Raw genomic sequence first — 15,295 nt, forward strand, 5'->3', positions numbered from 1 at the left:
GCGAATGTTCCAGACGGACTGGATGGAAAACAGGCAGCCGCAGCGGCCGAAGATCCTTACGGTTCTGCATCAGGAACGTTCAAGTCCGGGCCGCGTCGGCCATCTTTTGATTGAATCGGGTTTCGCACTCGATATCCGCAGGCCGCCGCTCGGCGACCCGCTTCCGGAAACGCTGGAAGACCATGCCGGCGCCGTCATTTTCGGCGGCCCGATGAGCGCCAACGATCCCGATGATTTCGTCCGCACCGAAACCGATTGGCTGGCCGTCCCGCTCGCCGAGGACAAGCCTTTCCTTGGCATTTGCCTCGGTGCGCAGATGCTCGCCAATCATCTTGGCGGCAAGGTTGGGCCGCACCCGCAAGGCCTCGTCGAAATTGGCTGGTATCCGCTACAGGCAACCGAAGCCGGCAGCGCCCTGATGGACTGGCCCTCGATGGTTTATCATTTCCACCGCGAGGGTTTCGAACTGCCGCAGACCGCCACGCTGCTTGCGACAGGCGAAAGCTATCCCAATCAGGCCTTCCGCTATGGCAACAATGCCTGGGGCGTCCAGTTCCATGCGGAGCTGACCCGCGCGATGATGCAGCGGTGGGTTGTTCGCGGGTCCGAGCGTTTTGCACTCTGCGGCGCCCAGCATGGAAGGGCGCATCTCGAGGGCCGCATGATCCACGATGCCGTGCTAAAGGTCTGGCTGCACGGCTTCCTGGCGACGATCTTTGGCGTTCCGGCCCCGTCTAACAAGCTGTCCCGGCGAGACGTGCTCTAGGTTCTGCCCTGAAGATTGCGCGCCTTGCGCAATTGCGGAAACCAGTAGGCCCAAAGACCGGCAACCGCGACAGTGCCGATGCCACCGAAGACTACGGCAGGTATGGTGCCGATCAGCGAGGCCATGATGCCGGCTCGGAATTCACCGAGTTCGTTGGAAGCCCCGACGAAGACCATGTTAACCGCATTCACCCGGCCACGGACATGATCTGGCGTCCACAATTGCAGCAGCGTTTCGCGGATATATACGCTCACCATATCGGCGGCACCCATCAGGGCGAGAACGACGATCGATAGCCAGGCGATGTTCGAAACGCCGAACATGATCGTCAGCAGGCCGAAAAGCGCGACGAAGGCAAACATGATTATCCCGGCGTGATCGCGGATCGGGTGACCGGTGAGCCACACGGCGGTCAAGATAGCACCGATCCCCGGCGCTGCGCGCAGCATGCCTAGACCCCAAGGCCCAAGTTGCAGGATGTCGCGGGCATAAACCGGCAATAGGGCGACTGCGCCGCCGAGAAGCACGGCGAAGAGATCGAGCGAGATAGCGCCGAGGACCACCTTCTCCTTCCAGATATAGTGAAAGCCGGCAAGGAGCGTCTGCAATGAGCGTGTTTCGGAAAGCGTATGCTGGGCCGGCTTTGGAATGGCGAATGTACAGGCGGCGGCCGCCGCAAGCATGGCGCTCGCTATGCCATAGGCGACGATCGGCGAAATGCCGTAGAGCAAGCCACCGACGACCGGACCAACAATCGCGGCAATCTGCCATGCAGACGAATTCCAAGAGACGGCGTTGGAGAAATCCTCAGTCGGGACGAGGTTGACGACGAGCGACGCGGACGCCGGTCCAAGGAAGGCGCGGCCAATGCCAAAGCCCGCAAGAATGACGAAAACCAGTGCCGGCGAAAACATGTGAGCGATGGTGAGAAGGAGCAGCAGCACGGCGCAGACGAGTTCGACGCAGAGCGAAAGGCCCATGATAAGCCGGCGCCCGAAGCGGTCGGCCGCTGCACCCGTGATCAGCACCAGGAGCAGGGATGGGGCAAATTGCACAAGCCCGACAATGCCGAGATAGAAGGGATCGCGCGTCAGGTCGTAGATCTGCCAGCCGACCGACACGCTGATAATCTGGATGGCAAAAGAGCCGCAAAAGCGGGCTAGCCAATAGAGCGTGAAGGACGAATGGCGAAAGGCGGCGTAGCGGTCATGCGCCGCTGTCGTTTCTGGCGAGGACATTTTGCTTGAAAGGCTCCGGAATCTGGAGGCCCTTTTAAACCAGTTCGAACCGAAATGGGATAAGCAATTGCGAAATAATCCAAGGAGGGCCGGCGAGCCGGCCCTCCTTGTGATCGTTGAAGGTCAATCCTTCCCGAGCAAGGCTTTCCAGATGATCGCGCCGAGCGCGGCACCAATCAGGGGCGCAACCCAGAACAGCCACAGCTGGCTGAGCGCTGCCGTCTCGGCAAACAGGGCGACACCGGTCGAACGTGCCGGGTTAACCGACGTATTGGTGACCGGGATCGACACAAGGTGGATCAGTGTCAGGCCGAGGCCAATGGGGATAGGCGCAAATCCGGCCGGTACTGCAGCCGATGTCGCCCCGAGGATGATGATGAGAAAGAAAGCGGTCATGACGATCTCGATCACCAGCGCCGAAGTGAACGTGTATTTGCCGGGCGAAAGATCGCCATAGCCGTTAGACGCGAACCCTCCAACGGCAAAATCGGCCTTGCCGGAGGCAATGAGATAAAGCACTGCGGCAGCGACGATGGCGCCCGCCAGTTGGGCGACCCAATAGGGAATGACGTCCTTGAATTCGAACCGGCCGGCAATGGCAAGTCCAAGTGACACGGCGGGATTAAAGTGTCCGCCGGAGATACTGCCGACGGCAAAGGCCATGGTAAGAACCGTAAGACCAAAGGCCAATGCAACGCCAAGCAAACCAATACCGACAGCTGGAAATGCTGCCGCAATAACAGCGCTGCCGCAGCCACCGAGTACAAGCCAAAACGTTCCGAAGAATTCGGCAGATAGTTTATTCAGCATGGAAACCCCCTTAAATAAAAAATCTAAACAAAATAGATCGAATCATGTGAGCAAAGTTAATTACGTTTTTTAACTCAATAATATTTCCACACAAGTGGTGTCTCAGGGGGTGTGGTAGTTGTAATCATCAAAGTACTAAATCTATACTACGTTAGTATAATGAATAATCATCGCAAAGCGCCATCACTACGACGGCCTCTTGCCCCTAGCCGGGTCAATCGCTACATGTCGGCGTGACTGTTAGGAGAAACGAATGCTCGCCCTCATCCGCACCATCGATCTTGCCCTCGATATCTACACCTGGATCATTATCGCCAGCGCCATTTTCTCGTGGCTTTACGCCTTCAACGTCATTAATTCGAGCAACCGGTTCGTTGCTTCCGTCGGCGATTTCCTGTTCCGCGTCACCGAACCGGCGCTGCGCCCGATCCGCCGCTTCCTGCCTGATCTTGGAGGCATCGACATATCGCCGATCGTGCTCCTGCTGATCATCTTCTTCATCCGCCAGCTGTTGTGGACGACAATCGCGCCGTTGCTGGTTTGATCGACCGGCAGAGCTGCTTCCGCAAGATGACGGACGGCGTCCTCGTATTCGTACGTTTGACGCCTAAATCCGCAAAGGATGCGGTCGAAGGGGTGGCGCTTGCAGCGGATCTGCACGCTCACCTGAAGGTGCGCGTTAGGGCAGTGCCCGAGGATGGCAAGGCGAATGCGGCGCTGGAAAAGCTTCTGGCCAAGGAGCTTGGCGTTGCGACAGGTGAGGTAGCGCTCGTAGCGGGAGCGACATCCCGGCTCAAGCAGATAAAAATCCTGGGCGACCCGCACGCATTGGCTCCGAAGCTCGAAGCGCTGGGATCGCCCAAGGCATAGTTTTTACGAGGCGGTCTTGGCCTTGTGGCGCTCCATGGCCTCGGTGATGAGCTGGCGGGCGGCATCTTCATCGCCCCAGTCACCAATCTTCACCCATTTGCCGGGCTCGAGATCCTTGTAGTGCTCGAAGAAGTGCTGGATCTGCTTGAGGGTGATATCCGGCAAGTCCGTGTAGTTGTGAACCTTCTCGTAGCGAAGGGTAAGGTGCGGAGAGGGAACGGCGATGATCTTCTCGTCCTGGCCCTTATTGTCCTCCATGACGAGAACACCGATTGGGCGGACATTGATGATGCTGGTCGGCATCAGCGCGCGCGTGTTGCAGATCAGAACGTCGATCGGGTCGCCGTCGTCCGACAATGTGTGCGGTACGAAGCCGTAATTGCCCGGATAAGTCATCGGCGTGTGCAGGAAGCGATCGACAAACAGCGCGCCGGAATCCTTATCGAGTTCGTACTTGATCGGCTGACCGCCGACCGGAACTTCGATGATCACGTTGACGTCTTCGGGGGGATTGTTGCCGACGGGAATGGCATCGATGCGCATATTTTTAGAGTCCTTGTTGGTTTGGGAGTGCTGTACTGACTTTTAGGAGCCGGCGCAACAAGAGCGTCGCCTGAGCCGCGGCGAGCGCATGAGAGGCCGCCCTTGCGGCCGGTAAAGAAGTGGAGCGACTTCAGTCTTAACGGCTGGCATTGCGGAAGCCGTCAATTCCACACGAAGGCGAGTTTCTTCAAGGTCTTGCCTTCGAAACATTCGACCCCTTCGGCGATATCGCGGCCGCCGGCGCCCTCGTAGAATGAGGTGGCAAGGCCATTGTCTTCGAGCGCCCAGACGACCAATCCTTTCATCCCCTGGTCGACCAGGCTGCGCTTTGCCGCGCCGAGAAGTCGTGTGCCAAGGCCAAAGCCCTGATATTCCGGCCTGATATAGAGCTCGTAGACCTCGCCCTTCTGCGGCAATTGCCGTGTGCGATTTGGCCCAAGGGTCGCATAGCCAGCCACCACGCCGCCAATGTCCGCAACAAGTATTTGCGTCGAGCGCTGGATGGCGCGCGCCCACCACGCCGATCCGCGGCGCTGCAGCATGGTATTGAGCGCGCGATGCGGAATGATGCCGGTATAGGCACCTCTCCAGGCGGCAACATGAATGTCCGAAATCGCCTCGGCGTCGGCCAGTTTAGCCCGTCTTATCTCGATCACATGGGTGTTCATGGTTTCTTAACCATAGACCCGAGGGCCGACCTTGGGCAACTGGGATCGCGACCGAAATTTGGCTGAGTTTACGAAAAAGAAAGGGCGACCAAATGGCCGCCCTTGCAATTGGATATTTGGTCCGGCTGGCTTATGCCGCGCCGGCGGTCTTGCTCTTTTCGAAGCGCTTGCGCTCGTTGGAATCGAGGTAGAGCTTGCGCAGGCGGATTGACTTCGGCGTCACTTCGACGAGTTCGTCGTCCTGGATCCATGACAGGGCGCGCTCAAGCGTCATGCGGATCGGCGGCGTCAGCTTGACGGCCTCGTCCTTACCGGCGGCCCGGATGTTGGTGAGCTTCTTGCCCTTCAGCACGTTGACTTCGAGATCGTTGTCACGCGAATGAATGCCGATAATCATGCCTGCATAGACTTTGATACCAGCGTCGATGATCATCGGGCCGCGATCTTCGAGGTTCCACATGGCAAAGGCCACCGACTCGCCCTGATCGTTCGAGATCAGAACGCCATTGTTGCGGCCGGCGATTTCGCCCTTGTAGGGTTCATAGGCGCGGAAAAGGCGGTTCATGATGGCGGTGCCGCGCGTGTCGGTCAGAAGCTCCGACTGGTAGCCGATGAGGCCGCGCGTCGGCGCATGAAACACAAGGCGTACGCGATTGCCGCCGGAGGGGCGCAACTCGACCATCTCGGCCTTGCGCTCCGACATCTTCTGCACGACCGTGCCGGAATACTCCTCGTCGACGTCGATGAGAACTTCCTCGATCGGCTCGAGCATGTTGCCATTCTCGTCCTTCTGCATGACGACGCGCGGACGCGACACGCCAAGTTCGAAGCCTTCGCGGCGCATGTTCTCGATCAGGACCGCCAGCTGCAATTCGCCGCGGCCGGACACGTAGAACGAATCCTTGTCGCTCGATTCCTCGATGCGCAGCGCAACATTGCCCTCGGCCTCCTTGAACAGGCGATCGCGAATGACGCGGCTCGTAACCTTGTCGCCTTCGGTGCCGGCAAGCGGCGAGTCGTTGACGATGAACGACATGGTGACGGTCGGCGGATCGATTGGCTGTGCCTGCAGGGGTTCGGTAACTTCCGGCGAACAGAAGGTATCAGCCACGGTGCCCTTCTGCAGTCCGGCGATCGCAACGATGTCGCCTGCCTGGGCTTCTTCGATCGGCTGGCGTTCAAGACCGCGGAAAGCCAGGATCTTGGAAATGCGGCCGGTTTCGAGCTGCGTCCCGTCGCCATGGAGAACCTTGGCTTGCTGGTTCGACTTTACGGTACCGGAGTGAATGCGGCCGGTGATGATACGGCCGAGGAACGGATCGGCCTCGAGGATCGTACCGATCATGCGGAACGGGCCTTCGCCGACGGTCGGTTCCGGCACGTGCTCAAGCACGAGGTCGAACAGTGGGGCAAGGCCCTGGTCCTGCGGGCCTTCCGGGTTCTTGGCCATCCAGCCGCTGCGGCCGGAACCGTAGAGGATTGGGAAGTCGAGCTGTTCGTCGGTCGCGTCGAGGGCGGCGAAGAGGTCGAAGACCTCGTTGACGACTTCTTCGTGGCGTGCGTCGGGGCGGTCGATCTTGTTGATCGCGACGATCGGACGGAGCCCAACCTTCAGCGCCTTGCCGACGACGAATTTCGTCTGCGGCATCGGGCCTTCGGCTGCGTCAACGAGAACGATCGCGCCGTCGACCATGCTGAGAATGCGTTCGACCTCGCCGCCGAAATCGGCGTGTCCGGGCGTGTCGACGATGTTGATGCGCGTGTCCTTCCAGACGACCGACGTGGCCTTGGCGAGAATGGTGATCCCGCGTTCCTTTTCGATGTCGTTGGAATCCATCATGCGCTCGGCGACGCGCTGGTTGTCGCGGAAATTGCCGGACTGTTTCAGGAGTTCGTCAACGAGCGTGGTTTTGCCATGGTCAACGTGTGCGATGATCGCGATGTTGCGCAGTTTCATTGGGTTCTCTTTGGAAGATTAGGGACGCCACATATGATGCGCCGCTTTACATTTGCGCGCTCCATACATGTTTTTTCGCAATTGCGAAAGGGGTCAAAGCATTTGGGGCCTGCATTGCAGCCATGCAGATGCGCTTCTGCGCGGGGGGTCGTGCGCGGCGAACGAGAACCGTCCGCCGCGCGCAGTTTCAAAGCAATGTTCCCGACAGGATCATCAGGGCGATGCTAAAGTAGATGATGAGGCCGGTGACGTCGACAAGCGTTGCCACGAAGGGCGCGGAGGCGCTCGCCGGGTCGAAACCGATCTTCTGCAGGATGAACGGCAGCATGGAACCAGCCAGCGACCCGAAAGTGACAATACCGACAAGAGCCGTGCCGACCGTTGCCGCGACGAGATGCCAATGGACGCCATAATCGTAGAGGCCGAGCATCTGCCAGGTCGAGATGCGAATGACGCCGATCAGGCCAAGGAAAGTGCCGAGCACGATGCCGGTCGGGAGTTCCCGCAGCGCGACCCGCCACCAGTCCTTCAGCCGCAACTCCTGCAGGGCAAGGGCGCGGATCAAGAGGGAGGTCGCCTGCGAGCCTGAATTACCGCCCGAACTCATGATGAGCGGGATGAACAAGGTCAGCACGACGGCCTTCTCGAGTTCGCCCTCGAAGTGCTGCATGGCGCTCGCTGTCAGCATTTCGCTGAGGAAAAGGACGCCGAGCCAGCCCGCGCGCTTGCGGATCATCTGAAGGAAGCCGATCTGCATATAGGGCTTGTTCAAAGCCTCCATGCCGCCGAACTTCAGCGTATCCTCGGTCATCTCCTGGGTCATGGCGTCGATCACATCATCGACGGTCACGATGCCGATGATCTGGTTGCCGTCATTAACCACGGGAACCGCGAGGAGGTCGTGCTTGCGGAACAGGCGAGCCACATCCTCCTGATCGGTAAGCGGTCCCACGGTGACCGGCGCAACGTCGCGGCCCACGGTCATGATCGAGGCTTCGGGCTCGCTGGCGATCAGGCGGCGAAGGGCCACTGCGCGCAGCAGGCTGCGGTTCTCAGGATCGATCACATAGATGGCGTAGACCGTCTCGCGGGACCGTTCGACCTCGCGAATGTGTTGTAGCGTGCGCGCAACGCTCCAGTTCGCGGGGACGCTTACGAATTCGGTCGTCATCAGGCTGCCGGCTGTATGGGGCGGATAGCGCAGCAGTTTGGCAAGGGCCTGCTGGGTTTCGTGGCCAAGGCTTGGAAACAGCCGGTCCCGCGCCTCGGCATCGAGTTCGTGGAAGATATCGGTGACGCGGTCTGCCGACATGGCGTCGAGCAGTTCGCATGCGATGGCGTCGGGAAGCGCCTCGATGATGGCGCCTGCCGAATGCAATTCCGGCTGGTCAAGAATAAGCACCGCATGGTCGCGCGGCATCTCGGCAATGATGCCGACGATATCATTCAGTTCGAGTTCGTTGAGAAGCTCGACGGCATCGGCAGCCTGCATGGTTGCCAGCTGTTCGGCAATGGTTGCGGCCGGTGCCGAACCGGCATCAACCACTCCTTGGGTAAAGCGAAGGTCGTTCATTTTGCTCGCCTTTCTGTCGATCCGCCGTCACGGGGACCGAGGCGAGCTGATCTCTCAACAGGCCACGATCGCCGATGACGGCGCAAACAATCGACTTTGACTGTCGTCGTTGGGCATTAGAGATAAACTCCGGTTGAAAGATACGTTGGACGCAAACGAGCGACCCAGCGCGCTGTCATTTGGTCTTGTCCAGGATTAATGTCAAGCCCCGGCGGAAAACGGCAGGGAACACATCTTCGTGCGCCGCCTCAGGCTCTTATTCGCTCATTGCGCAGGTCGTAAAGTGGCTCGATATGGACCTTTGCGGCGAACGGCTCGTTGGCGACAATGAGCTCGTACTTGCCTTCGGCCAGGAATGCGTCATCGACACCTTCTGCATTGCGGATATAGCCGTAACCGATAGGGCTATCGACGGTATAGCCAAAGCCGCCGCTGGTGAGATAGCCCACCGGTTCGCCATTGCGCAGGATCGTTTCGCGTCCAAGCAGAACGACGTCCCTGTCGATAACCGTGATCCCCACCAGACGCTTCTTAAGCGGGGCATTGCGCGTGGCCTCCGCTGCTTGCCTGCCGAGAAAATCGGTGTTGCTCTTGAGCTTGACCGCCCAACCCAGGCCGGCTTCAAAGGGAGAGTCATTCGGGGTGATGTCGCTGCCCCAGGCGCGATAGCCTTTTTCGAGACGCAGCGATTCGAGGGCGCGGTAGCCTACCGGCCTGATTTCGAAAGGCTCGCCCGCCTGCATGAGCACATCGAATACAGCGCCGGTCGCGGCGATTGGAACGTGCAATTCCCAGCCGAGTTCGCCCACATAGGTAACCCGTAGCGCCCGGACTGTGGTGCCGGCGATGTCTATCTCGCGCACGTGGCCGAACGGGAAGGCGGCATTGCCAACGTCGCTTGTCGTCACCCTGGCCAGCACGTCGCGCGCGTTCGGCCCCATCAACGAGAGCGTTCCGAAGCTCTCCGTTATGTCATCGAGCGTCGCATCTAGATCGCTGCCGATATGATCCCGGATCCAGGCGAAATCGTGCGTCCGGAAGCCGGTGCCGGTGACGATGTAGAACCTGTCGTCCGCGAGCCGGGCCACGGTCAGGTCGCACTCGATGCCGCCTCGCGTGTTGAGCATCTGCGTATAGGTAAGCCGGCCGACTGGCTTCGAGACGTCGTTGGCGCAGATGTAGTCGAGCGCCTTGCCGGCGTCCTTGCCGCTAAGCTCGTACTTGGCAAACGACGACTGATCGAAGATGCCGACTTTCTCGCGCACGTGCCGGTGCTCGTCGCCGACGGCTTTGAACCAGTTCTGCCGGCCCATGGAATAGATGTCCTCGGCCGTCATCCCTTCAGGTGCGAACCAGTTCGGCCGCTCCCATCCAAGCTTCGAGCCGAACACGGCGCGATGCTGCTTGAGGCGATCATAGAGCGGCGAGACGATGGCCGGTCTGCCTGAGGTGTATTCTTCATGGGGAAAGCCGATGGTGTAATGCTTGCCATAGGCTTCGAGCGTGCGGTCGAGCACCCACTGGCGATCGCGGTGCAGATTGGAAAATCGGCGGATATCGACAGCCCAAAGATCAAGCGGCGATTCCCCGTCGACCACCCATTGCGCCAGCACCCAGCCGGCGCCGCCACCCGAGGCAATGCCGAAGGCGTTGAAGCCGGCGCCGACGAACATGTTGGCGCATTCGGGTGCGATGCCGAGAATGAAATTGCCGTCGGGGGTGAAACTTTCCGGCCCGTTGATCATCTGCTTCACGCCAACGTTTGCCATGGCGGGTATTCGATCGATGGCCTGGACCATGTGCTGTTCGAAATGGTCGAAATCATCGTCGAACAGGCGGAACTGCCAGTCGTTCGGCACGTCCCCCGTCGTCCAGGCCTGCGGATTCGGTTCATAGCCGCCCATCACCAGCCCGCCGACTTCTTCCTTGAAATAGGTACGGCGGTCGGGATCGCGGATCGTGGGTGCCTCGGCAGACAGGCCCTCGATCCTGTCGGTGATGATGTACTGGTGCTTGACCGGTTGCAGCGGCACATTGATGCCGGCCATTTCGCCTACCTGCCGCGCCCATTGGCCCGCACAGTTGACGACCTTCTCACAGGCGATGTCGCCCTTGTCGGTCTTCACCTTGACGATGCGGCCGTTGTCCATCTCAAATCCGGTGACCCGGACATTCTCGATGAGCTTGGCGCCGTGGATGCGCGCGCCGCGCGCCAGCGATTGGGTGATGTCCGAAGGGCTCGCCTGACCATCCGTCGGCAACCAGCTCGCGCCGATGAGATCGCCCACCTCCATGAGCGGGAACATGGATTTAACCTCCTGCGGGGAAAGCAGATGCATATCCATGCCGAAGCTGCGCGCGGTGGTGGCCAGCCGGCGAAACTCGGTCCAGCGATCGTCATTGGTTGCGAGGCGCAGGCACCCGGTCATCTTCCAGCCGGTGGCGAGACCGGTTTCAGCGTCGAGCCGTTTGTACAAGTCGACGGAATATTTAAGAACCCGCGTGATCGAGGCCGACGAGCGCAACTGGCCGACAAGTCCCGCCGCATGCCAGGTCGAGCCGGACGTCAACTGGCCCATTTCGAGGAGAACGACATCGGCCTTGTGGTCCCTCGCAAGATGGTAAGCTGTCGAGCACCCGATAATACCGCCGCCGATGACGACGATCTGCGCATGGGTTGGCAGGCTCATGGTGTGGTCTTTCCGTATAATGTTCTGTAGTGGTCCAGCGCTTCGTCCAGCCGCTGTAAATTCTCGGTCGTATAGGCGACGTAATCGACGCCTGGCGCCTTCAGATGCAGTTCCGAGACCATGCTCCACATCGCCTCGCGCAGCAGCGAAGCGCATTGCATGGCGGCGTGCGCGCGGGTCAGTACGGTATCGGGCCTCGCCCGGAAATAGGCATCAAGCAATGCCTCGGACTCGTCTGCATCAAACCCTGCGTTTGAGGCCAGCCCGGCAAGGTCGAACATCGCCGTCGAGAACCCGGCATATTCGAAATCGATGAGCCACAGCCTTTCCCCGTCATCGAGGATATTGGCAGGAAGAAGATCATTATGGCTGAAGATGATCGGCAGGGGTTTTTGCGCCGCCTCCATTTCGTCGGAGATCGCCAGATAGACGGGAAGTTGATGCGCCAAGCGGCTTTTGCCGGCTTCCAGGGTTCGGGCATAGTCGCGAATGACATGGAAGACCCAGAACATGAACCCGGGTCCGCGAATATGTTCGGGCATACGCGTATGGAACTGGCGGACCATGTCGGCAATTCGCGGAATATTGGCGCGCACATCGCGGGCGTCATAGGTTCGAGCACCGAGGAATGCCGTCACCATGACGCCGTCGCCGGCGTGAAAGACTTCCGGCGCAAATCCGGCAAGGTGCGCAGCACGCGCGGTCATCACCTCGCGCTGGCGGAACACGTGGTGAAACGGATAGTCCGTGCCGAAGCGCACCACATATTTGCGGCTCGCATCCTCTACCACGTAGCTTTCATTGCTGATGCCGCCCTTCAAAAGGGCAACCTTTATCTCGCCTTGCCAGATGGGAAGCGCCGCGATGCGTCGCGCTGCGGGCTCACCAGGATGCACGTCAGGCGCGGGAGCCATTGGCGACGCCTACCGTATATGGCCCGGCAGGAACGCGCCGGTCGGCGAGCGGAAAAAAAGTGCGCGGTCAGACTGACTCACCACGAGGAAGGCAACCTGTCCGCTGAAGGTTGTGGACTCTCCGTGAACAAGCAATCCGTCTATGGCAAAGACTTTCACTCAGGATCCTCGCGGTATCTTGGGTACCTGCAAGGATGGCCCTCCTCATGGTGAGCCAGTCTAACCGCGCACTACCACCAACCCCATTAACGAGATGGTCTGCCAAGTTCGCGCATCTGTCAACATATTTATGTGGCATAATGTGGCTTTATCGCCTGATAATGGTAAAATATGTGGTAATGGTGCGGTTTAGGCATCAAATTTGAGGTTTTGGCATGAGTGCAAAACGGCGCGGTGAAATTCGGCGATTACTGCAAGAGGAAGGTACGATCTCGATCTCCGATCTTGCGAACAAGCTCGGCGTTTCGCTCGAAACCATCAGGCGCGACGTCAAGCCCATGACGGATTCGGGCGTTCTCACGCGCATCCATGGCGCCGTCGGGCTGCCGCAGCATATTGGCGAGGCGCCGTTCGAATTGCGCATGCGCGAAAATGCGAGCGCCAAGCGGGTGATTGCGCAATGGGTGGCCGCGACAATCCGCGATGGAGAGTCGGTGATGCTCGATACAGGCACGACGACAAGCTTTCTTGCCCGCGAGTTGCTGCAGCACCGCAACCTGACCGTGGTCACGAACTCCTCCGATATTGCGCGCACGCTCGCAACGGTGAACGGCAACAGGGTGTTCATGGCGGGCGGCGAATTGCGCAGCGACAGCGGCGCCGCCTTTGGGGTTTCCGCTATCGAATTCGTCAGCCGCTTCAGCGTTGCCCATGCGGTCATCTCGGTGGGCGCGCTCGACACGCCGGGAGGCATAACGGACTACGACCTCGAAGAGGCAGAGTTTGCCCGCACGGTGCTATCGCGTGGTGCCAGGACAATAGCGATAACGGACGCATCAAAGTTCGGACGGCGCGGTCTCGTGCAGGTTTGCGACTTTAACGGCATCGACGAGCTCGTGACCGACCGCGATCCCCCGAGCGACATTGTGCAGGCGCTTCACGCCGCGGGCACCAATGTGACCGTAGCATCGGCGACGGCGCACGCCTGACAGGAATCGGATTGGCTGGCCTCGGCAGAATGGTACGATCTGGACCGAATCAGGAGGTCGCTACATGACCAGGCACTTACTTCGCGACACGATCGAAACACAGCTTGGACCAATGATCGCCATGGCAAGTGGCGAGGGGCTGTCCCTGCTAGAATTTGCTGACCGCCCCGCTCTTCCCTCGGAAGTCGATGAGTTGCAACGACGCTATGGCTATATGATCGAGCCGGGGCGAAATGCAGTCCTCGATCAGATCGAGGCGGAGCTTGCTGCTTATTTTGCGGGGGAATTGACCGTATTTGAAACGCCGCTCGTCCTGCCGGGGAATGCGTTCCAGAATGAAGTCTGGGATCGGCTCCGCGAAATACCCTACGGCCAGACCCGGAGCTACGGGGAGATGGCACGCGCTATGGGCCGCCCGAATGCCCGCCGCGCTGTCGGCGCCGCCAATGGCCAGAACCGCGTCGCTATCGTGGTTCCGTGCCACCGAGTCATCGGTGCGGATGGATCGTTGACGGGCTATGGCGGCGGCCAGCGGCGCAAGCGGTTGCTCATTGACCTTGAGCACCGCACCTTCGCCGCTAGGGCAACCCGTCCGGCATTTCATCCGATAACCGCTCAGGGCTCTCTGTTCTGAGAACCGCGCAGCGCCTATACAATCATACCAGGGCTGAACTTCGGTTCGCGCAGCAGGCGGTCGAGCAGGACAAGGCCCTGTTCCAGCCGGGTCCTGTCAGGAGCAGCGCCGAGGGAAACACGGACCGCCTCCATGCTTGGGGCCCCGATGCTGAACGCCGAGGCTGGCACGACACCCAGCCCGGAGCGAACGGCGAGCGCGGCAAATTCTCCGGCGTGCCATTGCTGTGGCAGCGATAGCCAGAGATGATGTCCGCCAGGTTCGGCTCTATAGGTCCAGTCTTTAAGAATCCGTGCCGCGAGGGCCTGGCGTTCCCGGCTTTCCGATCTGATGGTGGTCGCGATCTCACGGAGCGTTCCCGTCTGAATGAAATCGGCCGCGAGCGCGGTGAGTAGCGGCGATGGACCCGGATTGCTGGCACGCAGGCTGGAACCAAGCTTCAGGGCATCGAGCGCCGAAGGACAGGCGACGAAAGCAATGCGCAGAGCCGGAGCCACGCATTTCGACAAGGTGGCGATGTGCCATGTCAGGTCGGGGGCGAGCGCCGCAAGCGCCGGTATCGGCTTGTCGAGCAGTTCCGCATAAGGATCGTCTTCGATGATAGCCACCCTATGGCGAGCGGCGATTGCAGCAATGGTTCGCCGCCGCTCAAGCGGCATCGTCGCGGTGGTCGGGTTGTCTATGGACGGAATAATGTAGAGTGCTTTGGGCGGCTCATTGCGGCAGCATTCCTCGAAGCTTTCTGGCGTAATGCCGGCTTCATCCATGGCGAGTGGGTACAGCTTGAGGCCAAGGGATGACGCTGCAGATTTGAGCCCCGGATAGGTTGACGCGCCCGCCGCTATGGTTGCGCCGGAGCCGAGAAGATTACAGACGGCAAATAGGGCGCTCTGAGCCCCGCCGGCAACGACGAGGCGATCCTTTTCGGGCGCAGCACCGAGACGCGGAGCGAGCCAGGACGCTGCCGCCGCTCGGGACGACGCGCTTCCGGCCGTTTCCTGGTAGGACAACAGCCGGTTTTGTCCATTGGCGAGAAGGGCGCTGATGCCGTTTGCGATGCGGGCGGGTAGGTCCGCGGGTTGCGGAGGTATGTTCATGGTCAAATCGAGTTCATTTGACTGTGTTGCAACAGCCGCCTGAACGGCAGGCGCCTTTACGAATGTGCCGGAACCGATGCGGCCCTCGATGTGGCCCGACCGACGCACCTCGTTCAGGGCACGTGTTACTGTCGTCAGATCAACGCCGAGTTCGCGTGCAATTTCACGCTGTGGCGGCAGGGCATCGCCGGAGTTGACGGCACCGGAAGCAATATCGGCTCGCAATGCATCCGCGATGCCCTCGTGCTTGTAGCGGGCGTCAACAGCAATTCGAGGCTTCCATGTCATCAAGGTCACCTAATTGTAGGGACATATTCTCCATACAATTAGGGGAGATGCTGCAGGATAGCAAGCCATTTTGTCGCTATTGCTCAACTGTGGCTTTAA

At 59.9% G+C, this 15,295-nt stretch carries 14 protein-coding genes; 5 read left to right on the plus strand and 9 right to left on the minus strand.

Annotation, left to right across the window (positions count from 1 at the left end):
- The first annotated feature begins 4 nt into the window (after positions 1 to 4).
- Positions 5 to 766, plus strand: coding sequence for a glutamine amidotransferase (locus tag GF108_RS04430; RefSeq protein WP_153666999.1), 762 nt, complete (start codon positions 5 to 7; stop codon positions 764 to 766).
- Here GF108_RS04430 and GF108_RS04435 read toward each other — a convergent pair.
- Positions 763 to 2,004, minus strand: a complete 1,242-nt coding sequence (locus GF108_RS04435; RefSeq protein WP_153667000.1) for an MFS transporter — start codon at positions 2,002 to 2,004, stop codon at positions 763 to 765. The genes GF108_RS04430 and GF108_RS04435 overlap by 4 nt on opposite strands.
- Before the next feature lie 123 nt (positions 2,005 to 2,127).
- Positions 2,128 to 2,814, minus strand: a complete 687-nt coding sequence (gene aqpZ, locus GF108_RS04440; protein ID WP_153667001.1) for an aquaporin Z — start codon at positions 2,812 to 2,814, stop codon at positions 2,128 to 2,130.
- A gap of 253 nt (positions 2,815 to 3,067) precedes the next feature.
- Between aqpZ and GF108_RS04445 the strand changes: the two genes are divergently transcribed.
- Complete coding sequence (locus GF108_RS04445; protein ID WP_027231036.1) at positions 3,068 to 3,358, plus strand: YggT family protein; 291 nt, start codon at positions 3,068 to 3,070, stop codon at positions 3,356 to 3,358.
- Positions 3,328 to 3,684 (plus strand): DUF167 family protein, encoded by a 357-nt coding sequence (locus tag GF108_RS04450; protein ID WP_370462074.1) that lies wholly within the window; start codon positions 3,328 to 3,330, stop codon positions 3,682 to 3,684. The genes GF108_RS04445 and GF108_RS04450 overlap by 31 nt, the downstream gene beginning before the upstream one ends.
- 3 nt (positions 3,685 to 3,687) lie before the next feature.
- On the opposite strand, the gene ppa is transcribed toward GF108_RS04450, so the two are convergent.
- The 6 genes from ppa to GF108_RS04480 form a co-directional block, all read right to left on the minus strand.
- Positions 3,688 to 4,227, minus strand: a complete 540-nt coding sequence (gene ppa / locus GF108_RS04455) for an inorganic diphosphatase (RefSeq protein WP_027231038.1) — start codon at positions 4,225 to 4,227, stop codon at positions 3,688 to 3,690.
- Positions 4,228 to 4,388: 161 nt separating this feature from the next.
- Positions 4,389 to 4,895 carry a GNAT family N-acetyltransferase gene (locus GF108_RS04460; protein ID WP_153667002.1) on the minus strand — a complete coding sequence of 169 codons (507 nt, stop codon included), beginning with the start codon at positions 4,893 to 4,895 and terminating at the stop codon, positions 4,389 to 4,391.
- A 130-nt stretch (positions 4,896 to 5,025) separates the two neighbouring features.
- On the minus strand, positions 5,026 to 6,852 hold the full coding sequence (typA, locus tag GF108_RS04465) for a translational GTPase TypA (protein ID WP_153667003.1): 1,827 nt from the start codon (positions 6,850 to 6,852) through the stop codon (positions 5,026 to 5,028).
- A gap of 187 nt (positions 6,853 to 7,039) precedes the next feature.
- Entirely contained in the window at positions 7,040 to 8,425 is a 1,386-nt protein-coding gene (mgtE, locus tag GF108_RS04470; RefSeq protein ID WP_153667004.1) for a magnesium transporter, read from the minus strand.
- 248 nt (positions 8,426 to 8,673) lie between these two features.
- Positions 8,674 to 11,115 carry an FAD-dependent oxidoreductase gene (locus GF108_RS04475; RefSeq protein WP_153667005.1) on the minus strand — a complete coding sequence of 814 codons (2,442 nt, stop codon included), beginning with the start codon at positions 11,113 to 11,115 and terminating at the stop codon, positions 8,674 to 8,676.
- Positions 11,112 to 12,029 (minus strand): choline/ethanolamine kinase family protein, encoded by a 918-nt coding sequence (locus GF108_RS04480; protein WP_153667006.1) that lies wholly within the window; start codon positions 12,027 to 12,029, stop codon positions 11,112 to 11,114. The genes GF108_RS04475 and GF108_RS04480 overlap by 4 nt, the downstream gene beginning before the upstream one ends.
- Positions 12,030 to 12,403: 374 nt before the next feature.
- On the opposite strand from GF108_RS04480, the gene GF108_RS04485 reads away from it, so the two are divergent.
- Positions 12,404 to 13,177, plus strand: a complete 774-nt coding sequence (locus GF108_RS04485; protein ID WP_153667007.1) for a DeoR/GlpR family DNA-binding transcription regulator — start codon at positions 12,404 to 12,406, stop codon at positions 13,175 to 13,177.
- 64 nt (positions 13,178 to 13,241) lie between these two features.
- Complete coding sequence (locus GF108_RS04490; RefSeq protein ID WP_153667008.1) at positions 13,242 to 13,811, plus strand: methylated-DNA--[protein]-cysteine S-methyltransferase; 570 nt, start codon at positions 13,242 to 13,244, stop codon at positions 13,809 to 13,811.
- 14 nt (positions 13,812 to 13,825) lie between these two features.
- Here the strand turns inward: GF108_RS04490 and GF108_RS04495 are convergent, their stop codons facing one another.
- Positions 13,826 to 15,196 (minus strand): PLP-dependent aminotransferase family protein, encoded by a 1,371-nt coding sequence (locus GF108_RS04495; protein ID WP_153667009.1) that lies wholly within the window; start codon positions 15,194 to 15,196, stop codon positions 13,826 to 13,828.
- Positions 15,197 to 15,295: the final 99 nt, after the last annotated feature.

The sequence above is a fragment of the Phyllobacterium sp. SYP-B3895 genome, assembly GCF_009647635.1.
GTDB classification, from domain to species: Bacteria; Pseudomonadota; Alphaproteobacteria; order Rhizobiales; family Rhizobiaceae; genus Phyllobacterium; species Phyllobacterium pellucidum.